This window comes from Aquabacterium sp. (genome assembly GCF_029946005.1).
In the GTDB taxonomy this organism is placed as follows: domain Bacteria; phylum Pseudomonadota; class Gammaproteobacteria; order Burkholderiales; family Burkholderiaceae_C; genus Aquabacterium.
In genome coordinates this window covers 1-23,163 of the sequence record NZ_JAQSDR010000030.1, presented here as the reverse complement: position 1 = coordinate 23,163, position 23,163 = coordinate 1, and the positions used below count along the sequence as shown (strand labels likewise).

Genomic DNA, 23,163 nt, shown 5'->3' with positions numbered 1-23,163 from the left:
TGACCGGATGCGATAGCTTACCCAGTGTTTCGCGATTGGCGGTACCCATGTGGTGGATATCGGGATATCGCGGCCACTTATCTCGGGGTATGACCCTTGACGAGGGGGATGACGGCACGGAACTGGCTAAGTATCATTTTGTTACACGCCGCCGCTTTCAGTGGTTGGACTTGGGGTTGGCGTGGTTTGGATTGACACCGTGATCCCATCAGCAGTTGTATCCCGTGCGGACCACCCGTCCACGTCCGTCGAGGCGGCGAGCCTCATCGTCTCTTACCTTGAAGCCCTGGGCGTGGAGTATGTGTTCGGGGTGCCTGGCGGTGCGATTGAGCCTTTGTACAACGCACTGGCGGTCAGCAGTCGGCGCGGCGGGCCCAGGCCGGTGTTGGCCCGGCATGAAGCCGGCGCAGCCTTCATGGCCGATGGCTATGCCCGCGAGACCGGGCGCTTGGGGGTGTGTTGCGCGACATCAGGCCCTGGCGCGACCAATCTGTTGACCGGCATCGCGTGTGCTTTTGACAACAGTGTGCCCATGCTGGCGATCACGGGTCAACCCTCACTGCCCTTGTTTGGCAAGCGCGCGCTGCAGGAGTCCTCCTGCACGGGAGTCAACACGGTGGGCATGCTTCAGCATTGCACCCGCTACAACACGCTGGTCTCGCACGCGGACCAGTTGGAGAACAAGCTGGTCAGCGCCTTGATCCGTGCCTCGCAGCCCCCGCATGGACCGGTGCATTTGTCGATCCCGGTGGACCTGTTGCGCAGCCAGGTCGAGCAGCGTCTGTCGCCCCAGCACCTCAAGCGTTTGCTGGTCAAGCCGTCCTTGATCGACGAGGATGCCATCCACACCTTGTTCGAGGCGGTGCAACGCAGCCGCAAGACAGTGCTCATCGTGGGTGGCGGTTGCGGCGAGGCCATCGACGCGATCATGCATTTTGCCGAGTTGACGGATTCGTGCTTCGTGACCACGCCCGATGCGAAGGGCTTGATCAACCCGCACCATTACCTGTACCGCGGCGTGTTCGGTTTTGCCGGGCACCAGTCGGCGCACCAGGCTTTGAGCGATGGGGTCAGCTTGACTTTGGCCATTGGCACCAGCCTGGGCGAGTGGACCAGCGGTGCCTGGAGCGCCAGCGTCTTGAACCACCACCTGGTCCACATCGATTCGAACGATGAGCACCTGATGCGCTCGCCGATGGCGCAGCAGCACGTGCGCGGCCGCATCCGTTCGGTGTTCGAGCGCTTGCTGGACGTGATGCACATCGAGCAAGCCGCGCTGGGCCTGCCCTGGAAGCCTTCGCGTGTGCACACCGACGTGGCCGAGGTCGTTGTGAGGACACCCGACAAGCGCGAGGACATGAGTTCGCCCATCAAACCGCAGCGCCTGATGACCGAGTTGTCGAATCGCTTTCCGCCCACCACGCGTTTCATCGCCGATGCGGGCAACAGCACAGCCTGGTCCATCCATTACCTGGAGTTGCGCAACCGCCGCATGGGCCTGGTGCCGGGCATGACGATGCCAGCGGCCAACTCGCCGACCATGCACACGCCATCGCGCCGCGGCGAGCGCCGCCTGGACCATGCCGGCTGGTTGCGCGTACTGATGGACTTTGCGCCCATGGGTTGGGCCATTGGTGCGGCCGTGGGCATCGCCCGGGGCAATCCGGACTACCCGGTGGTGTGCATCACGGGTGATGGCAGTTACCTCATGAACGGTCAGGAGATCACCGTCGCGGCCCAAGAGCAGTTGACCGTGATTTTCGTGGTGCTCAATGACGCGGCGCTGGGCATGGTCAAGCATGGGCAGAGGCTGGCAGGGGCTGAGCAGATCGCCTTCGAGTTGCCACAAGTTGATTTCAGCCTGATGGCGCAGTCCATGGGCATCACGGGCCATGTGATCCGATCGCCGCAAGACTTCAATGACCTGGACATGGCTGAGATCCTGAACCGCAAGGGGCCCACCTTGCTGGACGTTCGCATCGACCCTGAAGAGGTGCCGCCCATGGGCTTGCGCATGCAAACGCTGGATACCGCGCCATGAGCGTCTCGCCCATCCACACGCGCATCTGGCTGGAGGAGCCCGAGGCCGACAACCCCTTCGCGACCCGTGCGGCCCATTGCCACGGCTATGACGTGTATGGCCAGATGCTGGGCAGGGCGCGCTGGGCCGACATGGTCTACCTGCTGTTCCGGGGCGAAGCGCCATCGGCCCAGCAAGCCCAGTTGTTCGATGCGTTGGCGGTGGCCTTGGCCAATCCGGGGCCGCGTGATCCGGCGGTGCACGCGGCCATGTGTGGCGGTGTGGGCGGCTCGACGGCCGCGGCCAGCCTGATCGCGGCATTGGCCGTGGGGGCCGGGCAAAGCGGTGGTGCCCGGGAGGTGTTCCTGGCCATGCGCGACTGGGCCGATTGCGGCACCGACTTGAATGCCTGGCAGCAACGCATCGCCCAGCCGCCCGTGCTGCCCGATGACGTGTGGCCTGTGCAGGAGCACGCCGTCGGCTTTGACCCCAATGGCTTGCGCACGCCCACGGTGGTGGTGCAGGCCTTGACGGTGCTGGCCTCTTTGAGCACAGGCACCTGCCTGCCCTGGTTGAGCACGCACCTGGCAGCGATGGAGGCGGCAGCTGGTTTGCCATTGGCCATGACCGGTGTGGCCGCGGCGGCCTTGGTGGACCTGGGTTTTGGCCCCGAAGAGGGCGAGATGCTGCACCTCTTGTTGCGCCTGCCGGGGTCGGCGGTGCATGCCCTGGAGCAATGGCGTTATGGCTTCAAGCGCTTTCCCTTCTACCCGGTGGATCTTCAGGACGACCCGGCCAAGCCAGCGCCACTGGCCAGCAAGGAGGCCGCATGAAGGGGCCTGAACGGTTGCAGCAAGCGGCGGGCAAGCTCACGACCAAGGTGGGCGCGGCGTTTCCGGGCACGCGCGCGGTGTTCCGCGGGCACGACCTCCACACGGGCTTTGAAGAGAAGATGGGTTGGTTTGACCTGTGCGCCTTCGGTATCACCGGTCGGCGTTTGCAGCCCGCGCAATTGCAGGTGTTGGAAGCCATCTGGGTCTGGACCAGCTACCCGGATGCGCGCATCTGGAACAACCGCGTGGCGGGTCTGGGCGGCACCACCCGCACCACGCCGGTCCTGGCCATGAGCGCGGCGCAAGCGGTGTCCGAGGCGACCATTTATGGGCGGCGCAATGAGTTCAAGGCCTTGGCTTTTTTCAAGCGCACGCACGATGAGATGCAGGCGGGCTCGTCCCTGGGTGAGTGCATTGACCGGCACTTGAAGCACCAGGGCAAGCTGGCCGGTTATGGCCGCCCGCTGGCCTCGCGCGATGAGCGCATCGAGCCGACCATGACCCTGGCCCGCAAGCTGGGCGTGGGCGATGGGCCGCATGTGACCTTGGCCTTTGAAGTCGAGCGTTACCTGGCATCGGTGGGCAAGCCCTTGAGCATGAACTTCGGTGCACTGGTGTCGGCCTTTGGCGCGGACTTTGGCTTCTCGCCCCGGGACTACAACCTGCTGTACTTCCCGGTGTTCCTGGCCGGCATGCAGCCTTGCTATGTCGAGGCGGTGGAGAAGCCACCGGGCACCTTGTTCCCGACCTCGTGCGCTGACGTTTGCTACGAGGGCGTGGCCCGGCGGACCTGGCCGACTTAGTTCTTTGGTGAGGCGCGAGGGCGGGCTCGCCTGGCCAGGCCGACTGCGCCGATGATCGCGATCAGCAGGCCCATCAAGGTGATGCCGTCCAAAGCACCGCCGCCGCCTCCGCCACCGCTGGACGTCGAGGCGGTGACCGAGGGCGTGACCACGTCGATGGTCTGCACGGTGGTGGAGGTGGCGCTCAGGTCATCGGTGATGGTCAGGCTCACGGTGAAGCGGCCCAGGGCGCTGGGCGTGACCGAGATGCTGCTGCCCGTGGCCGAGGAAAGGGAGGTGACGATGCCGCCACCATTGACCAAGGTCCATTGGTAGGAGGCGATGCTCCGACCGCTGGCCACCCAGGAGTTGGCCCCGCTGAGGGGCAGGGCCTGGGAGGGCACGGCGCCGGTTTTTGAGAAATCGATCTGGGCTTGCAAGCCGGCGTTGGTCGCGGCCAGTGCGGCGCCTGTGTTCAGCATGCCCGCGCCACAGGTAGCCGTGGTGCAGTAGCACTGGGCCTGTTCGGTGGCCGAAGGCGCGGCGCAACGCGCCACGGTGGTGCTGCCACCGTCACCGTTGTCACCGCCGGTGGTGGGGAAGGCGCGTGCCGAACCCATCAGGATGGCGCGGATTGCTGCCGGGGTGAGCGTGGGGTCCACCGACAGCATCAAACCAACCGTGCCCGCCACCATGGGCGCCGAGAAGCTGGTGCCCAGCGAGGTGTAGTAGCTGTTGGTGTAGATGGCGCTGGCCGCGATCGGCGTGGTGGTGCCTGCGTTGCTCGTCGTCAGGATGGGGTACAGGCAGGGCTGGCCAGACAGGGTGTTGACGCAATTGCCCGCGGGCGCGCTGATGGAGATCTCGGGGCCCAGGTCGGAGTAGCCCACCTTGGTGCCCGCGTGCCGCAGCCCGGCCACCCCGATGACGCCAGGACAGTTGGCGGGCACCGTGACGCTCAGGCCACTGTTGCCTGCCGAGGCCACCACGGTCACGCCCAGGTTGGTCAACTGGCTGAGGGTGTCTCGGTAAGCCTGGCTGCAGGCGCCGCCGCCGCCCAGGCTCAGGTTGATCACTTTGGCGGGGTTGGGGTTGGCGGGCACACCCGACACGCCGATGCCTGCGGCCCAGAGCATGCCGGCCATGATGTCCGAGTCGTAGCCGCCGCACTTGCCCAGCACGCGCACGGGCAGAACCTGCACCGTTCGCCCCACGCTGGCCATGCCGGTGCCGTTGTTGGTCAGCGCCCCGATGATGCCGGTGGTCTGCGTGCCATGCCAAGTGCTGTTCTCGGCCGCCAGGTTGTTGCTGCCATCGCGGCCGCAGCCCGCGAACTGGCCGCTGCCCGTGGTCTCGCCGTAGGTGATCCAGTCGCCCGGGTCGGAGGCGTCGGCGTCACGGCCATTCCCGTCGTTGGCCATGCCCACATTGCTGACCATGTCGTAACCGGGCAGCAGGTTGCCGCTCAGGTCGGGGTGGTCGTAACGCACGCCGGTGTCCAGCACGGCCACGACCACGCTGGTGCTGCCTTGCGTGATGCCCCAGGCGGGCTCCACATCGATGGAAGACTGGATGGCGCCGCTGGGGGCGCGCAAGTACCACTGGCCAGCCGTGGGGGTGAAGCCCGCCAGGTTGTCGCCATACAGCGTGTCGTTGGGGGCGACCAGGCGAAAACGCTTCTGGTCCACCACCGCGTACTCGACATCGGATTCCTGCGCGAGCCGGGCGGCGAGTTGGGCCGAGCTGAGGCCATCGGCCAGGATGACCTGAGCGCGACTCGTCAATCCGGCGCCGTCGTGCAGGGGGCGGCCGATGCGCTGCCCCAGGGGCAGGGCATGTTCCGCGCGCTGCGGTGTCGCAGACTGCGCCTGTGCACGCATGAGCCCAGAGCCTGCCTTGAATTTCACGATCACGCGGGCGGCTTCTTCGGCGGCCAGGGCCATGGAGGCGGGCGCCGTCACCAGCAAGGCGATGACGGCGGGCAGGGCGAGGCGGCGCAGGAAGGTCATCGCTTCAGTTTACGGATCAAGAGTGCACACAAAGCGCGCATTCGGGTGCTGATCCGCGCCCATTTCTGGGTCAAAGGGAGGACACTGGGCACAAAACCTGCAACGCCAGGAGGCCTATTTGAGCAAGAAAAGCCAGCAACTCATCGACCTGGACTTGGCCCGCGGGGCGCACAACTACCATCCCATTGAGGTGGTGCTGCACCGTGCCAAAGGCATCCACCTGTGGGACGTGAACGGGCGGCGCTACACCGACATGATGAGTGCCTATTCAACCGCCTCGCTGGGTCACAGCCACCCCAAGGTGCTGAAGGCACTGGCCCGGCAGGCCAAGACGCTGGACGTGACCAGCCGGGCGTTCTACACCGACCAGTTGCCGTTGTGGCTGGACCAGCTCACCACCTTGGCCCACATGGACAAGGCCCTGCCCATGAACACGGGGGCCGAAGCCGTGGAAACCGCCTTGAAGCTGGCGCGCAAATGGGGCGAGACGGTCAAGGGCATCCCGCGTGATCGCGGCGAAATCATCGGGTGCGAGGGCAACTTTCATGGGCGCACCCTGGCGCTGGTGAGCCTGTCCACCGAGGCGCAGTACCGCGAGAACTTCGGCCCCTACTTGCCGGGCTTCAAGACCGTGCCCTTTGGCGATGCCGATGCGCTGGCCCAGGCCATCACGCCGCGCACGGCGGCCTTCATCGTTGAGCCCATTCAGGGCGAAGCGGGCATCCGCCTGCCACCGCCTGGCTATTTAAAGCGGGCCCGCGAACTGTGCCGACAACACCGCGTGCTGTTCATCGTGGACGAGATCCAGTGCGGCCTGTCGCGCACCGGGCGCCTGTTCTGCTTCCAGCACGAGGATCTGGACCCTGACTTGCTGATCCTGGGCAAAGCCCTGGGCGGTGGCGTGTACCCGGTGTCGGCCGTGGTGGGCCGTGCCGAGGTCCTGGGCGTGCTGCGCCCGGGCGACCATGGATCGACCTTTGGCGGCAATGCGATCGCGGCGGCGGTCAGCATGGCGGCCTTGAAGCTGTTGAGCGAGCCCGAGTTCATCGCTCGGGTGGATCGGCTGGGCCACTGGGCCCTGGCCTACCTGAAGGCGGCCTTGGGCGCCAGCCCCATCGTGCGCGACATCCGGGGGCAAGGCCTGATGATGGGCATTGAAATCGTGCCTGAACTGGGTGCCCGCGGTTTGGTCGATGCCCTGAAAGAGCGGGGCGTGTTGACCAAGGAAACCCACGAGGTGGTCATCCGCTTGGCGCCACCGCTCATCATCCGGAAGAAGCAGTTGCGGCGGGCGCTGGATGCCGTCATCGACGTGGTGCTGTCAGCCGCTCCACCAGGGTGACGCCTCAATAGGGCAGCCCGTTGCGCAACTGGATCACGTCCAGCGTGGAGACCGCCTGGCCCTGGTTGCCCCAAGCGCTGCGGATGTAAGAGACCACGGCGGCCGTGTCATCGTTGCTGAAGACCATGGCGAAAGGTGGCATGCCATAGGGGCGGGGGTTGCCCGCCGTGGAGGGCGCGAAGCCGCCGGCCAGCACGATGCGCACCAGGTTGGCGGGCGAGTCCATGGTCACGGCGCGGTTGTCTGCCAGGGCCGGGTAGGCCTTGGCCACGCCCTCGCCCTGGTCGCCATGGCATTGGGCGCAATGCACCTTGTAGAGCTTGGCGCCACGGCTGTCTGGCAAAGGCGGGGGCACCTTGGCGGGTTCGCGCGCCCGCGGGTCGGGTGGCAAGGCCTTCAGGTAAGTGGCCATGGCGAGCAGGTCGGCATCGGCCCAGTGCTGGGTGCTGTTTTGCACGACCTCGGCCATGGGACCGACCACGGTGCCTCGCGCGGACACCCCGGTCTTCAGCAACTCGACGATGTCAGGCAGGCGCCAGTCGGCCACGCCCGCTTCGTGCGGCGAGGTGAGCGAGGGCGCGTACCAGTTCTGCACTGGGATCAGCCCGCCGCTCAGGTCCAGCGTGCCGCTGCTGGCACCCAGCGCATTGCGGCTGGCATGGCAGGCGTTGCAGTGGCCCAGGCCTTGCACCAGGTAGGCTCCTCGGTTCCACTGGGCCGATTGCCTGGTGTCGGGCTCGAACTGACCCGGTTTGAAGAACAGGGCGCGCCACACGGCCAAGGCCGGGGTCGAGTCGTAGGGAAAGCGCAACTCGTGGGGACGGTTGGCCTGGGCCACGGCGGGCAGGCTGCGCAAGTAGGCAAAGATCGCGTCCGAATCGGCTCGCGTCACGTGGGTGTAGTTGGGATAGGGGAAGGCGGGGTAGAGCAGGCGACCATCGCGCGAGCGGCCGTTGTGCAGGGCTCGCCAAAATTCCGACGATGACCAGGCGCCGATGCCGGTGTTTGCATCGGGCGTGAGGTTGGAGGTGTAGACGGTGCCAAACGGCGTCTGGATGCCCAGGCCCCCGGCGTAGGGCGCGCTACCCCGCGCGGTGTGGCAGGCCATGCAGTTGCCAGTGCGGGCGAGGTATTCACCGGCGGCGATGAGCTGGGGGCTGACGGGCGGCTGCGGGCCTGAGGTGACCGGGTCTTCTCCACGCACGTTCAAGGCGACAACGGCCGCGGCCAGGGCCAGGCCGATGAGCAGCAACAGGGCCATGGCGCGCTTCATGGCTGAGCCCCTGGGCCATCCAGCACACCACCGCAAGGCATGGGCAGGCGGCCAGGCAAGCTGGTGGCCGCTTTGGCATGTTCAGGCACAGGTTGGGCCGAGATCCATTGCGACACGGCAGCAATGTCTTCGGGCCGCAGGCGTTGCGCGATGGTGGCCATGCAATCGGGCGCTTTGGCCTGGCGGTTGCCGTTTTGCCAGGCCCCCAGTTGGGCGTTGATGTAATCGCGGGGCACGCCCAGCAAACCGGGGATGGCGGGCTGAACACCCGTCAACGCCACGCCGTGGCATTGCACGCAGGCGGGGATCTTGCGCTGGGGATCGCCCCGGGTTACCAACTCCTGGCCCCGTTGGCGTTCGGCGGCTGAGGGGGCGGTGGGCGGCTGCGGGGGATAGGGCAGGTCGAGTGCGGCGAAGTAGTTCGCGATCTCGTGCAGGTACTCGTCGGACAGCGGGTCCAGCAGGTTGGCCATCAGCGCGTAGTGGCGACGCCCATCGCGGAAGTTGCGCAACTGGTTGTACAGGTAACCGGCGGGTTTGCCTGCGATGCGTGGGTAGTAGCCATCGCTGGCAGCGCGTCCTTGGGGGCCATGGCACACGGTGCAGGCCTGCACGCGCTGGCCGATGCTGTCTTCGACCCGGGGGGCTGCGTGCAACGAACCGGCGACGACGCCAGCCGTCAGGGTGAAAGCGAAGAGGTGGGAGCGCATCCCTGAATCTACTGCGGTTTCAATCCGACCGGCAGTGGGCAAGATGTCTCAGTGGGCAGGGGCCACGAAGGCGCCTGCCACGGTTCAGCGGCGCCGTGGCTGGGGCGGGCGGGGGCGGCGGTCTTGAGGCGGCGCTTCCTGGGCTTCCTTGCGGGCCAACTCCAGCAGGTGGTCGAGCTCTTCCACCGGCACGCCCTTGAGCGCGCAGAAATTGGCGGGCGTCAAGGTGGTGGCCTGGAAATCGCGCAGCAAGGTGGCTCGGTTGCGACGCTGCTGGTGTTCCAGCTCGACCTTGGCCTGGTGGTTGGCTCGGCGCTTTCCCAGTTCTTCCAGGGCAACTTTGCGGTGCTCTTCGCTGATCTCGTCGCCCGGCTGGCCATCCAGGTCGAAGCGGTGGGTGGCCTTGCTGAGGGCCACCAGATAGGCATGGCTGCCAGTGTGGCGGCGCAAAAAGGCCGACAGCACCTGCTTGGTGAACACGCCAGGAGCGCGCTCCTGGATGTCGGCCTGGATGCGCAGTTTCAAGGGCCTGGGCGCGCAGTCAAACAGCGCCGGGAACAGTTGCCGAAGTTGCGTGGCGCAGGCGGCCGGCGTCATGGCATCTGGGGTCGGCGAAGGAGAGGGGGGCGTCGAAGACATGGAAACTGGGCGATCGAGATCAAGAGGTCAGAGGGCGCAATTGTGCCCGCTTCTACGGTGCCACGTGTTGGGCCACCACGGGGGGGTGTTTGCCGAACACGATGGGCATGTAGCGCAACTGGTTGGCGCGCCCTTCACGCACCAGGCGCGCTTGGCCGCCGGGCAGCAGGTGGTGCGCGCCGGTCCAGAGTAGGCGCGGCAAGGTGGTCAGCAGTGGGTGCCAGGGCAGGGCGGGCGGCAGACCCAGGTGCTGCATGCCCTCCAGCCCGACGAACAGCCGCAGCATGCTCAGATGGCGGGCCCGGTTGAAGCGGCCGCGCAGTGCGCCACCCCAGGGGTAGTGGCGGTTCAGGGGTTCGTCCATCAAGGCGCGGCCCAGGGCGGCGCTGCTGTCGTCAGGCGGCGCTTGGCTGATGACGTTCTGGTACAGCGAGGTGCGGCCTTGCATCTCGGTCTCGGACAGCAGTTCTTCTTCGACGCCCATGAGCCAGCCAATGTAGCGCCACAGGTGCATCATGGCCGCGCCATCGGCTTTGGTGACCACGACCCCGGTGATGCGCAGCGCGATCAGGTGGACGGCGCTGAAACCCAGGTAGGTGGCTTGCATGTCGACCTGGTTGATGGGCAGGCCATGCTCGGCCGAATCCCAGTCGGGGCGGCGCAGCAGATTCTGGCGCACCAGGGCGTGCATGGCGCGCACCCGCAAAGTGGTTTTGAAACCGGCGCTGTGGCGACTCAGGCCACCATCGGTGGTGCAGTCCATCCACCAAGATGAGGTTTCGGCCAGGCGGCGTTGTGCGCCACGTTGCAGCGAGCCGGTCATCACCAGTGTCTTGTTGATGGACGAGGCTTGGTAGCCCGCCATCAGACCCGCATCGCGCAGGACCAGCATGCCGTGCTGGCCGGTGCTCTGGATGAAACGGGCGCCTTGGGCCAGTTGGGCCGGGTCGACCCAGGCAGGGGTTTGCGCCACCGCCCGCATGAAGCGGCAGAGGGATTCGGGGGCATCCGGCACCGCGTCCAGGCCATGCTCGATGGCACGTTCCAGCATGGGGCGGCCGACCCCCATGCCCACGTCTTGAAGCCAGTGGGCCAAGTCGTCGGCCAGCGGGTCGCCGCGCCACAGGGCTGCCCCCAGGCGAGCCCACTCACCGGGGGTGGGCTCCGGATTGCCGCGGATCATCAGGCGCAAGCGGCTGGCGATGCGGCGGGTGGTGGCCAGATCCGCACCATGGCGATGGGGTGGTGATGGCAGGGCGGAGGCGGGGACGGTCATGCTCCGATCTTGCACCATGGCTGCCCACCATTTGATGGCGGGCGAGTGACTTCAGCGCGGTTCACCCATTTGGGGGCGTCGGGTATGCCCTTGAATTCAAGCTGTTGCGCGGTCCGCAGCCACGTCATCGACCTGAATCACGCGGTCGGCGGCTTGCAGGTAGCGCAAGGCCAGGGCCGGGTTCTTGGCGCTTTGGGCAGCGGTTTCCATCGATTGGGTGCGGCGCAGCACTTTGTTCAAGGCGCCCGTGTCTTCGCCGAGTTGGGCGCCCAAGGACAGGGCCTTGACCAGGTCGCACTGGCCGCCTTGCTTGGGCAGGCTCAGGTCGGGACACAAATGGCCCACCAAGTCGCTGCGCGTGCGCAGCAGTTCGGCCAGGGCCAGCCGCTGTTCGTTGCGCAGGGGATGCAGTCGGCCCGTCGCCCTCAGGCTCAAACCGCCCATCCAACGGGCCGGTGCGGAGGGCAGGTTGGCGTGCAAGTCTTGCAAGATGAGGTGGGCCCGGTTCAGTTGTTGGCGGATGCCGGCCTGGGCAAAAGGCAGCAATTCGGGTTTGCCATCCACCTGGTAGCGCCACAGGCAGGCGCTGGCGATGTACAGGTGGGCCAGCACATCTCCCAACCGGGCCGACAGCAACTCCATGCGCTTGAGTTGGCCGCCCAGCAGCCCCATGGCCAGATCGGCGGTGAAGCTGTACTGGGTGCTGAGCCGGGTGATCAGTTGCGCTTCGGCCTTCAAGTCAGCGGGTGCTCGGCCGATGAGTGCGGCGCCGAACACGCTGCGGCGCAGGTTGCGCACCACGTGCCACACATGCGACCACAAGGCTTGCCCGAGGGGCTGTTCGTCCTGGACTTCAATGGCGTGCATCTCGTCGAGCACATGCGGGTGGCAGCAGGTTGGCGCCTTCCACGGTGATGGCAATGGGCGCGTGGCGGTAGCCGATGCCCAGCAGGTTGGATGGCCCGGCGATGATGCCCTTGCCACCCAGGCATGTCCATGCCGTGGTTGACGGCGCGTCGACCGGCTTCGGTCAAATGCACTTTGAGGACGGCGCTGGCCACGCTGGGCTGCTGGCCTTCATCGAGTGCGGCGGCGGTGTAGTGGCGGGCGGCGTCGGTCGCGTACAACTCTGCCGACATCATCGGCGATGACCCCGGCAACCGCGTGAAAGCGGGCGATGGGCAAGCCGAACTGTTCACGGATCTGGCCATAGCCATTGGCCACGAACAAGGCCCCTTGCTGCATGGCGCTGCCCAAGGCGGGCAGTGAGATGGCGCGGCCAGCGGCGAGGCATTCCATCAGCATGCGCCAGCCTTGGCCCACTTGTTTTTCACCACCGATGATGCAGTCCATGGGAACGAACACCTCGCGGCCATGGATGGGGCCGTTCATGAAGGCGCTGCCCATGGGCAAGTGGCGGCGGCCGATCTCCATGCTTTCGGTCGGAACGGGGAGCAGCGCGCAGGTGATGCCCAGGTCGCGCTGGCCTTCGGGCAGGCTGTCGTCATGAGCATGGAAGGCCAGGCCGACCACGGTGGCCAAAGCCCAGGCCGCCATACTCCGGCGGAATGATCATGCCGAAGAAGCACTTGTCGCGCAGGAAGCGCCACACCTCCGGCGGCAGATCGCCCGCCTGGTCGATGGCGTGGTCATCAGGCATGGCGCACAGCTCGAGCACTTCATGATCAAGGAAGCTTTGCTCGGCGTCAGAGAAAGCTTGGGGCTTGACTTTCAGCAAGGCGCTGAAATCAGGCTGACCGGCAAACAGCTGACCTTCAAAGCCCACCGAGCCCGCCTCCAGGGCGGCGCGCTCGGTGTCACCCAAAGGTGGCAGGGCTTTGGCGAACGGGCGCATGGCGGCCCGTCCGATCAGCGATGCCAGCCATCCCGTCATGGGCTGACGACCAACTGACCCCGGACCTCGCCCTTCGGGTTGGCTGCCGTGTGCAAGTTCACGTACCACTGACCAGCCATCACTTGCGCCGCCTGTGCTTCGGTGAGGGTGGCTTCACCTTCAAGGGGGCTGTCCAGCTTTCCGCTCAATGGCAAGACCACGCCTGCATTCTGGCCAGGCATGGCCGGACCGTGAAAGTGCGCGGCCGTCACCGCACCACTCAGGCCGGAGTACACGACCTTCCATTTCAGGACCTTGGTGGCAGACGTGTACGTGGCATCCACGGTGCCGGTGCCCATCGTGGTCACGGGGGGTGATTCAGCCTCGCCCGAGAGGGTGGAGGTGAAGGTGGCCGCGTGTGACATCGATGGAACCAGGGTCATGCTGGCGGCCGCGAACAAGCCGACCAGCAACGAACGCTTGAGGGTCAAGGAATGGAAGTTCATGCTCAGCTCCTGTTGATGGTTAGAAACGCATCCGCAGGTACAAGGCTGGGCCGTTCAGCTTCAGATCAAGCTTGGCCACGGCATCGTCAGTCTTGTAGTTCACGCGGATGCGGGTATGGTTGTATTCAGCGCCCACACCGATGTTGCGCCAGGGGAACCACTCGACGCCGGCTCCGGCATTGACGATGTCGCCATAGGTCTCACCGCCGTTCTTCTTGGAGCCCGACAGGTCGGCGTAAAGCCTGACCTGGTCGCTGATGCGATGGCGAAAGCCCAAGGTCACCAACGGCGCCCAGGCATCTTTCTTTTCGCCGTCCGAGATGGTCTGTGACAGGCCGCCCAGGGTGGCCGAGGCTGTGTAGCTCAGCTTGACCTTGTAGTAGGCCGCGCCGACGCCCACGCCGGCCACGGTGTCCTCGCCACCAAACCACCAGCGGTAAGAAAAATTGCCGATGTCGAACGAGGTCTTGGTGTTGAGTTGGCCTGTGGCGGAGTAGCTCTGCCCGTTGTAGATGAAGGGCTCGCTCACGCCGAGTGACTTGTTCTGGCTGTAGTGGTACAGGTCCACCGAGAAGCCCTGGCGGTCAAACAACAGCCAGTCGACGCGGGCTCGCTTGACCACGTCCGAGCCATCGATCACGCGTTGCTTGCCGGTGGACTGGCTCCCATCCGGCGTGGCCAAGCTGAGGTCACCCTCGGCGTCCACGTTGTAGCCGCCCAGCCACACGCCGACGCGGTCGATCACGGGCATGCTGTTCTCGATCGCCAAGGCCGGCGCGGCGGCGGCGGCCAAGGTGAGCACCGTCCATGAAGATGCAATGCGCAGGTGGCGAGAGTTCGGCAAACGATGACGCATGAAGGTGCTCCTGAGTTCTGAGAGGTGTTGAGATGAATCAAACTTTAGGAGAAGCGTCCCAGGCCGACTCGTAGGCTCTGTCTCTTTGGCTTGTCAGACATTGGCGCGACTTGACGTCGGGCAAAGCCGACAGGCACTGTTCTTGCCCTGTTGGGCCTCAGCCTCGTGTTAGAACGGCAGACATGACGATTCGTTGGCCTCGGACCGCACCGCTGCAAGGCACTTTTCGCGGCATCACATTTTTGGGATCGGTGATCCTGGCTATCTCACGGGGGATGCCCAACCATTGGCGTTTCCGGTCGCAGGACATGGCCCGGGTGCTGGCCGATTGCAGTGCCCGTGCCTTGCTGATCGTGCTGGTGGTCAATGTGCTCGTGGGGGCCATCCTGGCCTTCGTGGGCGCTGTGCAGCTGGTCAAATTTGGCGCGGGCATCTTCGTGGCCGACCTGGTGGCCATTGCCGTGTCGCGCGAGATGGCCGCCGTGATCACGGCGGTGGTGATGGCCGGACGCACCGGTGCCGCCTTCGCGGCCGAGCTGGCCACCATGCAGGCCAATGAAGAGGTTGATGCGCTGGAAGTGCTGGGCCTGAATGCCACCGAGCACCTGGTGGTGCCGCGTGTGCTGGCCTTGCTGCTGGTGATGCCCTTGCTGTATGTGTTTGGTTGCGCGGCCGGCTTGGTGGGGGGCTTCGCGGTGGGAGCCAGCATGCTGAGCCTGGCGCCGGCCGCTTACTTTGACCGCAGCCTCGATGCCCTGAGCTTTCAGCACCTGGGCCTGGGCTTTGCCAAGGCCATTGCCTTTGGTTTGCTGGTGGCGATCGCAGGGTGCTACCACGGCCTGCACGCTGACCGCAACGCGGCTGGCGTGGGCCAGGCCACCACGCGGGCCGTGGTGGCGGGCATCGTGGGCGTGATCGCGCTGGACGCAGTGTTCTCGGTCTGCGCCAACGCGCTGGGGATCTGACCATGGCCTTGCTCAGCGTTCAAGACCTGACCATGCGCTTTGGCGACAAGCTCATCCAGGAGGAGGTGTCGTTCGAGGTCGAGCCCGGCACCATCTTCGCCATCATGGGGGGCAGTGGTTGTGGCAAAAGCACCTTGCTCAAACACCTGATCGGCCTGCTGGAGCCGGCCCACGGGCAGGTGCTGTACGACGGCAAGGATTATTGGAAAAGCCACGACGATGAGCGCACCAAACTGCGGTCCGGCTTTGGCGTGCTCTTTCAAAGCGCCGCCTTGTGGTCTTCCATGACCGTGCTGGAGAACGTGCTGATGCCCCTGGAGCAGCACACGGACTTGTCCGAAGACGAGCGCATTGAACGGGCGCGCGAGGCTTTGTCCTGGGTTGAAATGGCCGAGTTCGCCGACTACAGCCCGGCGGACCTCAGTGGCGGCATGAAGAAGCGCGCGGGCCTGGCCCGGGCCATCGCGGCGCAACCACGCTTGCTGTTCCTGGACGAGCCTTCCGCCGGCCTGGACCCGATCAGCTCCAAGCGCCTGGACGACCTCATCCTGGAGATCCGGGACCGCACGGGTGCCGCCGTCTTGATGGTCTCGCACGAGTTGCCCAGCCTGTTCGCCATCGCCGACGACAGCATCTTCCTGGATGCCGACAGCAAGAAACCCATCGCCCATGGCAAGCCCAGCGAGTTGCTGGACACCGCCACCCATCCAACCGTGCACGCGTTCCTGCACCGGGAGAAGTTATGAAACGCAATGCCTTGCTCGTCGGCAGTTTTGTCGTCGCGGCCTTGATCCTGATCGTCGTGGGGCTCGTGACCCTGGGCGGGGCCGACCTGTTCGCCAAGCGGCAAAAGGCCATCGTCTACTTTCAAGGCAGTGTTCGCGGTCTGTATGTCGGGGCGCCGGTGAGCTTTCGGGGTGTGAAGATTGGCGAGGTGTTGAGCATCGGCATCGAGGTGGACCCCAAGTCCCTGATCACGCGCATTCCGGTGGGGCTGACCTTGGGCAGCGACGCTGTGAAAATGGGCGATGAGAAGAGTGGAAGCTTTCGCAACCTGCCCGATCTGGTGCAGCGCGGCCTGCGCGCCAAGCTCATCATCCAGAGCGTGGTGACCGGCCAGACCGGCATCGACCTGGACTTCAAGCCCGAGACCCCCGTGGTGTTGCTGGGCGGCGGCTCAAGCTCCCCGCCCGAGATCCCCGCCATGCGCGACAAGTTGGACGCCCTGCTGGACCAGGTCTCAGAGTTGCCCTTGGCCGACCTGGTGGAGGACGTCCGCAAGACCATCAAGCAGTTGGACCAGACCTTGAAGGTGACCCAACAGGCGGTGGCGTTGTCGGGCAAGGAGATCGGCGCAGCGGCGGCGCAGGCCAAGCAGACCCTGGTGGTGGGGGCCAAGGCCTTGCAGGATGTGCAGGCTCAGGCGCAAGCCACCCTGGCGTCGGTGGAGCAATTGTCGGAGGCATCGCGCAAGGTTGTGCTGCAAACCCAGCCCGAAATTCAGCAAACCTTGCAGGCTGCCCGCGATGCAGCGCAGGCCGCGCAACAGGCCATGGGCAATGTCGCGGAACTCAGCGCCGTGGGCTCGCCCTTGCGCTCAGACGCCGAACTGGCGGTGCGGGATTTGTCGCTGGCGGCGCGCAGCCTGCGCTCCTTCGCCGACCAGTTGGAACGCCAGCCCAACACCATCTTGTTTGGGAAGAAAGCACCATGATCACTTTGCACCGCCTTGTTGTCTCCCATGGTTTGGTCCTGATGGCCTTGGGCTTGGGGGCCTGCAGCACCGCGCCCGCGCCGACCTTGTTGTCGCTGCCCTTGCCGCCTTCTCAGCCAGTGAGCCCTCCCGCTGTGGGCACGCTGCCTGCCTCAGCCGCATCGGCCCCCAGGTTCATCACCCTGCGCCGCGTCAACATCCCGGAGTACCTGCAGACCGATGCCGTGCGTTACCGCAATGCCGACAGCACGCTGGGCGAGTGGCCGAGCACCGCCTGGGCCGAGCGCTTGGAGGTGGGGCTGACCAACCACCTGGCCCTGCTTTTGCGGCAAGCTTTGCCGAATTGGACGGTGTGTGACTCGCATTGCCCGTCCATGCCCACCGGGCAGGTATTGATCGTCAACCTGGCACCGCTGGACTATGTGCGCAACGCCGGGCAGCTGCGGGCGGACGTGAATTGGCGCATCACCGGCCCAGGCAGCACGCCCACCCCGGTTTTCTCCGGGAACAGCACCACCAGCACGCCAGTGTCGCCAGACACTCCGGTGGGCCAGGCAGCTGCCATGAGTCAGCTGTTGAATCAGGTGGCGCAAGACGTCAGCCAAACCCTGCGCTGATATTTATTTCACGGCAAAGCCCCCGTGGGCACCTCGTTTGCTAACAACAAGGTGTTACCCACTAAAGGAGAAGTGCCATGAACCACATTCGACAAACATCCGTTCGCATGGCGTTAACCGCCACCACCGCCTTGGCTTTGCTTGGCCTGGGGGCGTGCAGCGACATGTCCGCCCGTGAACGCAACACCGCTGTGGGCGCGGGTGTTGGCGCTGCAGCGGGTGCGGTGCTGACCGGCGGCAGCGCTGGCGGAACCATCGGTGGTGCCGCCGTCGGTGGCGTCATTGGCAATCAAATCAAGAAATAAGGAGAGCCATCATGAGCTTGGGAACCATCCTGTTGATCGTTGTTTTGTTGATGCTCATCGGCGCCGTGCCCACCTGGGGCCACAGCCGAAGCTGGGGCTACGGTCCGAGCGGCGGCCTGGGCTTGATCCTGGTCGTGCTGATCGTGCTGATGCTGATGGGCCGACTTTGACCTTCGCTGACTGACTGACTTTTTCCATCAACCCAAGGAAACAACATGCCAACCACCGCCAAGAAAACAGCTGTCAAAACCCCTGCTGCCAAAACCAAGGCCAAGACCACCCCTGATGCCGTGCAACTGCTGACCGCCGACCACAAGGAAGTCAAGAAGTTGTTCAAGGACTATGAGAAGCTGGTCAAGGCCGATGGCGGCGAGGCAGAAAAGCAGGCCCTGGCCGAGCACATCTGCCTGCTGCTGACGGTGCACGCCAAGATCGAAGAAGAAATCTTCTATCCCGCTGCAGGGCAGGCCACCAAGGCCGAAGACCTGCTGAAGGAAGCGGTGGTGGAGCATGCCAGCGCCAAGGACCTGATCGCCCAGATCCAGGACATGGAGCCCACCGAAGACCTGTACGACGCCAAGGTGACCGTGCTGGGCGAGTACATCGACCACCACGCCACCGAGGAAGAAGAAGAGTTGTTCCCCAAGGTCAAGCGTGCTCACCTGGATTTGCACCAGTTGGGCGACGCGATGGCCAGCCGCAAGGAAGAATTGATGTCGGAGCTTGGTGCCGAAGTGGCCGCGTGATCCAATCACGCATGCCTACCCTACACCACACCCTCCGTTCTTCCCTGCTGGCCTTGAGCGTGGGGATGTCTGCCCCCGCTTTCGCCCAGGCCTCCCTTGATCTGAAGGAATGCCTGGGTTTGCCGGACACCAGCGCACGCCTGGCCTGCTATGACAGGCTGGCGGGGCGAGAAGCCATGGTGACCCTGCCGGCTTCACCTGCTGCGGTGCCTGGCACTCCCGAGGCCGTGCCCGTCAGCCAGGCCGCGACGCCTGCCACCACACAACAGTCCGAAAGCAGCTTCATGTCCCGCTACTGGGAGCTGGACCAGGCTGACAAGCGTGGCACCTTCAACTACACCAGCTACCGCCCGAATTTTTTCATGCCCCTGCACAGCATGGCGAGCGTGAACCGCAATCCCAGCAGCCCGACCCGCGCCAAGGCCAGCAACCTGCCCCGCTATCAAAATGGCGAGGCGAAAATCCAGGTTTCGCTGCGCAGCAAGGTTTGGGAAAACGCACTGCTGCCCGGGGCCGACCTGTGGGTGGCCTATACCCAGCAGTCCATGTGGCAGCTGTGGAACCGCGACCAATCGGCGCCTTTCCGCAGCACAGATTACCAGCCCGAAGTCATCTACGTGGTGCCCACCCCGGCCTCCTGGCAATCGTTGCCGCTGGGCTGGAAATGGCGCATGACGCAGGCCGGCATCGTCCACCAATCCAATGGCCAGCCCGACCCGCTGTCGCGCAGCTGGAACCGCGTTTATGCCCAGGCGGGTCTTGAGCGTCGCGACCTGATGTTCAACCTGCGGCTGGAGCACCGGCTGAAGACCGACAACTCCGTGGGCGACGACAACCCCGACATCCAGGATTACATGAAGCGGGCCGAACTGCAGATGATGTGGACGCCCGGGCGCTCCACGGCGGCCGTGGCTTGGCGGCCTTCGTTCTCGGGCAAGGGCTCGGTGCAGCTGGATTACTCCTACCCGGTGTTCCGTGATCGGCCCGATGGCCTGCGTTGGTATGCCCAACTCTTCCAGGGCTATGGCGAAACTTTGCTGGATTACAACTTCAAGCAGACCAGCCTGAGTCTGGGGTTGACCATCTTCAAATTCTGACAAGACGTGTTAGCGTGGAGCCTTCACTCTTCTAGGGATCGATTGGATGAGCACTCCCCACAGCCTGAAGAAAAACTCCGGTCAAGGCGCTGCCCCCAAGTCTGCGGATGCCGCCGCCTTGCGCCTGGTCGCCCCGATCCACATGCGCACTTCCACCGCCACGTGCTGGAAGTGCCATGCCCTGACCCAGGTGCATGCCGTGGTCGCGGCCGATGTGGTCGACCTGGGTGAATCGGGCGAGAGCCGCACCTATGTGTACGGTATCGCCAACCCGCCCACCGAGCTGACCGACGCGCTCTTGCTGCTGGCGCCCAACCTGCGGGTTGAGCTGCCTGGTGACGATGGTGTGAGCCGTCTGACCAACCATTGCCCGCATTGCGGGGCCTTGCAGTCCGACGTGTATCTGTTCTCCGAGCCAGGCGGGCCTTTCTTTGGCCGTCCGCCCGAAGGTCATCTGGGCGCCGTCATCCTGGAGCATGACATTCAGGTGGATGACGCTTCGTATTCGACTTAGATTTTAAAAGCCCCTCAGATCGTCCACCGGCGTCTTCAACTTGGCGGTGCCGGTGATGCGCTGCAGCGCGCGGCTGACCACGTCCACATCGTTGTCAAACGTGCCATGCGCGGCCTTGGCCTGGCGGTCCGGCTTGGCGATGATGACCTTGTCCTGGTCCACCACCACCAATCGTTCTCCAGCGACCAGACCGGCGCTGGCCGCCGCCTGGCGCCAGTTGCGCAAGGACTCGCCCGTGCTGGACGAGCCATCCCACCCCCGGTAGTCGGCGTTGAACACGTTGTCCATGCCCAGGATGGGTGTGCGCAGGTCGGTCTCCAGCGCGTTCGAGACGAAGTACAGCAGCGACTTGCGGTAGATGGCCACCACGTTGTCGTCGCGCTCAATGCGGTCGGACAGCACTTGCAGGTGCAGCTTCTTCATCAGGTCCGCGTGCGGCGCGTAGTGCTGGTTGGCGAACTGCACCGTGCAGGCGGGCGCCCACAACTGGATCGATGAAATCTTGGTGACCAGGCCGCGCTTGGCCACCAGGTCCAGCATGTGCCCCAGGATGATCGAGCCCGCCGAGTGGCCCACCAGGTGGATCTCCAGGTCATCGCCCCAGGTGGACACCAGCTTCTGCAAAGCCGTGATCAGCAGGTCGCCGCCGCGCGTGGTGTTGAAGGCCAATTCGGCGTTCTCTTTCATCTCGCTCCACACGGGTTTGACCAGGGGTCGGCCGATGGATTTTTCGATGAGAAGGTCGGTGCGGTCGCTGATCCATTCGCCCACGCCAGCCGCCCGGGTGGGCTGTTTGCCGAAGGCCTCCTGAATGAGGTTGCCCATGCTCTCCATCAGGCCGGTTTTCCAGGCCAGAAACAGCGGGTAGCAGCCGTTGCCGGTGAAGAGGCGGCCCATGGCACGGGCGCGTTTGATGGCGTCGGCCTCGCTGTTGAGCCCGCCATGCGCGTAAATCACCAGGCGCTTGACCTTGTCGGGCTGGCTGCGGAACCAGGTGTCGGGCAAGACCGAGGCCTGGTGCAGCAAGGTGCGGCTGATCTCGTCTTCGGTCAGGTAGCGGCGCACGCGGCCATCGTTGCCCAGCACGATGCTGTGTTGGTAGGCGCGGCGTTCGTCCCACCAGGTGCTGGGGTCGCTGGCATGGGCGCGTGATTGGCTGGCGGCGGCCGTGGTCATGCCGCCCACCATCACGCCGGAGACGCCCAGGGCGACCACCCAGGCGTCCATGCCATTGGCCAGCCAGTCGGCATAGGTGAGCACGGCAAAGCCGCCCGCGCCCCAGCCTGGTCCCCAGGAGTTTTGCAGCACGAAGCCTTGTTCGTTGAAGCCTACCAAGGCATAGGCGTGGCCATCGACTTCGGACGGGTGGCCGTCATACGGGATCACGGGCAGGCCGGCGTGGCCCGAGGGGGGCCGGGCTTGGTTGCTGATCTGGTTCCAGCCCTCGTGCGTGGTGCTGGACACATAGATGGCACCCACCTCACGGATCGCGGCCTGCAGGTCGGTGATCGACTTGACCTCGATGCGGAAGTAAACACCCAGGGTAGTCTGCGCGGCCCGCTTGGCGTAGCCGTACTTGGGTTGGGCGGGATCGTGGTCGCGGTGGGGCCAGTCGGTGTTCAGGCAGACGCCGTTGTGGAACCAGCCTTTGATGGCGCCCCGGCAACTGGAGCCTTCGTAGTTCTCGCCCTCGTACTCGTCGTAGCGGCGCGCGAAGCTGTAGAACATGGCCGCGCTGACGGACTCCAGCGCCTTGGGCATCTGCTGTTTGCGCCAGCGCAAGTAATTGACCGTGCAGGCCAGGCCGAAGCCGGTGCAGGCACCTTCCTGGCCCTGGTCCAGGATCAGGCCGGCCTTGGTGTAGGTGGACAGGAAGCGTTTGATGTCGCTGGAATCCGGGTACTCGCCGGGCAGGCTCACGGGGGGCGGCATGTAGAAGCGGTCGCGCAGGTCGGCTGGGTCTTTGGCGACGGTGAGGGGGCGCTTCTTGCTGATGTGGGGAGCGCTGGCACGTTTGCGGGTGGCAGAGCTGACGCCCACTTTGGGCTCGGGGATGGGCCAAACCTGCTTGGCCAGGTCGAACACGTTCTTGAAGCGGTCCAGGCCGTGGGAGCCGCCGTTGACCATCTTGCGAGCGGCCAGGTATTGGCCTTCGGCCAGCGCGGCGCGCATGGGGTCGGCGCGGTGGGCCAGGAAGGTGGCCAGCAACATGGCGGCCACTTCAGGGGCATTGGCCAGGTCGGGGTTGCTGGTCAGGTCCATGCCAAGCTCAGTGCCGTACTGGGCGTAGTTGGCGCGGCCGGTCAATTGGATGAAGCCGCGTCCTTTGAACTTGGCGCCATCGCCGGGTTGCGTGTTGCCCAACGCTTTGCGCCCGTCGTAGGCGCTGAAGGGTGCCATGCCGGGCTTGGTGTTGAACTGCGAGGGGAATTCGGAGATGGGCAGGAAGCCCTCGCTTTCAGCGCGGATGGTGCCCAGGGCCGCGCAGATCATGCTGCGGTCGTTCAAGCCCATGGCCTGCAGGGCGGCGGCCACGTAGGGCAGGTAGCGCGCGATGTTGGAGGGTTTGGTGGCGGGGAACAGGCGCCGCACGGCGTCGTGGTCCAGGTTGATGGCCAAGGGGGGCAGCGTGACCAGGCCCAGCAGGGATTGGCAGCGGGGGCCGACCACGCCGTCGGCGATCAGGCCGGTGCCGGATTGCCAGCGGCGCACGGCGGCTTCCAGGTCAGCGTCGAAGTCCTGGCCGGAGGCCAGCTTGGCGTAGTCGGCACCGTCGGGGCCGAGCTCTCTGGCCAACTGTTGGCGCAGGCGCTTGACTTCTGCGCCCTGACTGCCCCTGATCAATAGACTGCCCATGATCCCGCCCTTGTGAGTGGAGTGAGTCATTTTTAGAGGGAGGCGCGTGGGTTGCCATCCCTAGGGCCGGCTTCAAGCTAGGGGGGGCGTGTGGCGCTTGTGTTGGGTGCTTGGGATGGGAGCGCGGGGTGGGGATGAGGCGGTGGCGTGCCACGAAATGCAACCGTGGCAGGCCACCAGCGGGGCGCCTGCTTGGTGCTGAGAAGCGGAGTGTCGAGGTGGGCGTGCGCAGCACGCATCAACATCTGACCGGCCGTGGTTGTTTGAAC

24 protein-coding genes are annotated in these 23,163 nt (G+C 65.2%); 13 read left to right on the top strand and 11 right to left on the bottom strand.

Translation table 11 applies throughout. The features are described 5' to 3' along the window. The first annotated feature begins 199 nt into the window (after positions 1 to 199). From PSV38_RS14260 to PSV38_RS14250, 3 genes are read left to right on the top strand one after another with little or no spacing between them, the layout of a single operon-like run. Positions 200 to 2,041: a thiamine pyrophosphate-binding protein gene (locus PSV38_RS14260; protein WP_300548503.1), complete on the top strand. Its 1,842-nt coding sequence runs from the start codon at positions 200 to 202 to the stop codon at positions 2,039 to 2,041. Further along, positions 2,038 to 2,853, top strand: coding sequence for a citryl-CoA lyase (locus PSV38_RS14255; RefSeq protein ID WP_300548501.1), 816 nt, complete (start codon positions 2,038 to 2,040; stop codon positions 2,851 to 2,853). The genes PSV38_RS14260 and PSV38_RS14255 overlap by 4 nt, the downstream gene beginning before the upstream one ends. After that, positions 2,850 to 3,656, top strand: a complete 807-nt coding sequence (locus PSV38_RS14250; RefSeq protein WP_300548499.1) for a hypothetical protein — start codon at positions 2,850 to 2,852, stop codon at positions 3,654 to 3,656. Before PSV38_RS14255 ends, PSV38_RS14250 begins: the two co-directional genes overlap by 4 nt. Here the strand turns inward: PSV38_RS14250 and PSV38_RS14245 are convergent. Then, on the bottom strand, positions 3,653 to 5,644 hold the full coding sequence (locus PSV38_RS14245) for a S8 family serine peptidase (RefSeq protein WP_300548497.1): 1,992 nt from the start codon (positions 5,642 to 5,644) through the stop codon (positions 3,653 to 3,655). The two genes, PSV38_RS14250 and PSV38_RS14245, sit on opposite strands and share 4 nt — an antisense overlap. 118 nt (positions 5,645 to 5,762) lie before the next feature. Here PSV38_RS14245 and rocD point away from each other — a divergent pair, with 118 nt between their 5' ends. Beyond that, positions 5,763 to 6,986, top strand: a complete 1,224-nt coding sequence (rocD, locus tag PSV38_RS14240; protein WP_300548496.1) for an ornithine--oxo-acid transaminase — start codon at positions 5,763 to 5,765, stop codon at positions 6,984 to 6,986. A 4-nt stretch (positions 6,987 to 6,990) separates the two neighbouring features. Here rocD and PSV38_RS14235 read toward each other — a convergent pair whose 3' ends face one another. The 9 genes from PSV38_RS14235 to PSV38_RS14195 all read right to left on the bottom strand — a co-directional run bounded on the left by PSV38_RS14235 (position 6,991) and on the right by PSV38_RS14195 (position 14,080). Then, positions 6,991 to 8,259, bottom strand: coding sequence for a cytochrome c (locus tag PSV38_RS14235; RefSeq protein ID WP_300548494.1), 1,269 nt, complete (start codon positions 8,257 to 8,259; stop codon positions 6,991 to 6,993). Further along, positions 8,256 to 8,969 carry a c-type cytochrome gene (locus PSV38_RS14230; protein WP_300548492.1) on the bottom strand — a complete coding sequence of 238 codons (714 nt, stop codon included), beginning with the start codon at positions 8,967 to 8,969 and terminating at the stop codon, positions 8,256 to 8,258. The genes PSV38_RS14235 and PSV38_RS14230 overlap by 4 nt, the downstream gene beginning before the upstream one ends. An 84-nt stretch (positions 8,970 to 9,053) precedes the next feature. Further along, a complete protein-coding gene (locus PSV38_RS14225) occupies positions 9,054 to 9,608 on the bottom strand; it encodes a ProQ/FinO family protein (protein WP_300548491.1) in 555 nt (184 codons plus the stop codon). Positions 9,609 to 9,660: 52 nt separating this feature from the next. After that, a complete protein-coding gene (locus PSV38_RS14220; protein WP_300548489.1) occupies positions 9,661 to 10,884 on the bottom strand; it encodes an oxygenase MpaB family protein in 1,224 nt (407 codons plus the stop codon). Between the two features lie 96 nt (positions 10,885 to 10,980). Next, positions 10,981 to 11,751, bottom strand: a complete 771-nt coding sequence (locus PSV38_RS14215; protein WP_300548488.1) for an acyl-CoA dehydrogenase domain-containing protein — start codon at positions 11,749 to 11,751, stop codon at positions 10,981 to 10,983. A gap of 210 nt (positions 11,752 to 11,961) precedes the next feature. Continuing rightward, a complete protein-coding gene (locus PSV38_RS14210) occupies positions 11,962 to 12,441 on the bottom strand; it encodes a hypothetical protein (RefSeq protein WP_300548486.1) in 480 nt (159 codons plus the stop codon). Beyond that, a complete protein-coding gene (locus PSV38_RS14205; protein ID WP_300548484.1) occupies positions 12,389 to 12,778 on the bottom strand; it encodes an acyl-CoA dehydrogenase family protein in 390 nt (129 codons plus the stop codon). Before PSV38_RS14205 ends, PSV38_RS14210 begins: the two co-directional genes overlap by 53 nt. Further along, positions 12,775 to 13,224, bottom strand: coding sequence for a CHRD domain-containing protein (locus PSV38_RS14200; RefSeq protein WP_300548482.1), 450 nt, complete (start codon positions 13,222 to 13,224; stop codon positions 12,775 to 12,777). The genes PSV38_RS14205 and PSV38_RS14200 overlap by 4 nt, the downstream gene beginning before the upstream one ends. 19 nt (positions 13,225 to 13,243) lie before the next feature. Continuing rightward, positions 13,244 to 14,080 (bottom strand): hypothetical protein, encoded by an 837-nt coding sequence (locus PSV38_RS14195; RefSeq protein WP_300548480.1) that lies wholly within the window; start codon positions 14,078 to 14,080, stop codon positions 13,244 to 13,246. A gap of 182 nt (positions 14,081 to 14,262) precedes the next feature. Between PSV38_RS14195 and PSV38_RS14190 the strand changes: the two genes are divergently transcribed. The 9 genes from PSV38_RS14190 (at position 14,263) to PSV38_RS14150 (ending at position 20,038) form a co-directional block, all read left to right on the top strand. Next, positions 14,263 to 15,045, top strand: coding sequence for an ABC transporter permease (locus tag PSV38_RS14190; RefSeq protein ID WP_300548478.1), 783 nt, complete (start codon positions 14,263 to 14,265; stop codon positions 15,043 to 15,045). A 2-nt stretch (positions 15,046 to 15,047) separates the two neighbouring features. After that, a complete protein-coding gene (locus PSV38_RS14185) occupies positions 15,048 to 15,791 on the top strand; it encodes an ATP-binding cassette domain-containing protein (RefSeq protein WP_300548477.1) in 744 nt (247 codons plus the stop codon). After that, complete coding sequence (locus PSV38_RS14180) at positions 15,788 to 16,759, top strand: MlaD family protein (protein WP_300548475.1); 972 nt, start codon at positions 15,788 to 15,790, stop codon at positions 16,757 to 16,759. Before PSV38_RS14185 ends, PSV38_RS14180 begins: the two co-directional genes overlap by 4 nt. Further along, complete coding sequence (locus PSV38_RS14175) at positions 16,756 to 17,376, top strand: ABC-type transport auxiliary lipoprotein family protein (protein WP_300548473.1); 621 nt, start codon at positions 16,756 to 16,758, stop codon at positions 17,374 to 17,376. The genes PSV38_RS14180 and PSV38_RS14175 overlap by 4 nt, the downstream gene beginning before the upstream one ends. Before the next feature lie 107 nt (positions 17,377 to 17,483). Further along, complete coding sequence (locus tag PSV38_RS14170) at positions 17,484 to 17,681, top strand: glycine zipper 2TM domain-containing protein (RefSeq protein ID WP_300548769.1); 198 nt, start codon at positions 17,484 to 17,486, stop codon at positions 17,679 to 17,681. Between the two features lie 11 nt (positions 17,682 to 17,692). Beyond that, positions 17,693 to 17,851 carry a DUF3309 domain-containing protein gene (locus PSV38_RS14165; protein WP_300548471.1) on the top strand — a complete coding sequence of 53 codons (159 nt, stop codon included), beginning with the start codon at positions 17,693 to 17,695 and terminating at the stop codon, positions 17,849 to 17,851. Positions 17,852 to 17,896: 45 nt separating this feature from the next. After that, complete coding sequence (locus PSV38_RS14160) at positions 17,897 to 18,427, top strand: hemerythrin domain-containing protein (protein ID WP_300548469.1); 531 nt, start codon at positions 17,897 to 17,899, stop codon at positions 18,425 to 18,427. 65 nt (positions 18,428 to 18,492) lie between these two features. Further along, positions 18,493 to 19,524 carry a phospholipase A gene (locus PSV38_RS14155; protein ID WP_300548467.1) on the top strand — a complete coding sequence of 344 codons (1,032 nt, stop codon included), beginning with the start codon at positions 18,493 to 18,495 and terminating at the stop codon, positions 19,522 to 19,524. Between the two features lie 46 nt (positions 19,525 to 19,570). Next, positions 19,571 to 20,038, top strand: a complete 468-nt coding sequence (locus PSV38_RS14150; RefSeq protein WP_300548465.1) for a hypothetical protein — start codon at positions 19,571 to 19,573, stop codon at positions 20,036 to 20,038. A 3-nt stretch (positions 20,039 to 20,041) separates the two neighbouring features. Here the strand turns inward: PSV38_RS14150 and PSV38_RS14145 are convergent, their stop codons facing one another. Then, on the bottom strand, positions 20,042 to 22,924 hold the full coding sequence (locus tag PSV38_RS14145) for a peptidoglycan-binding protein (RefSeq protein WP_300548464.1): 2,883 nt from the start codon (positions 22,922 to 22,924) through the stop codon (positions 20,042 to 20,044). Between the last annotated feature and the right edge of the window lie 239 nt (positions 22,925 to 23,163).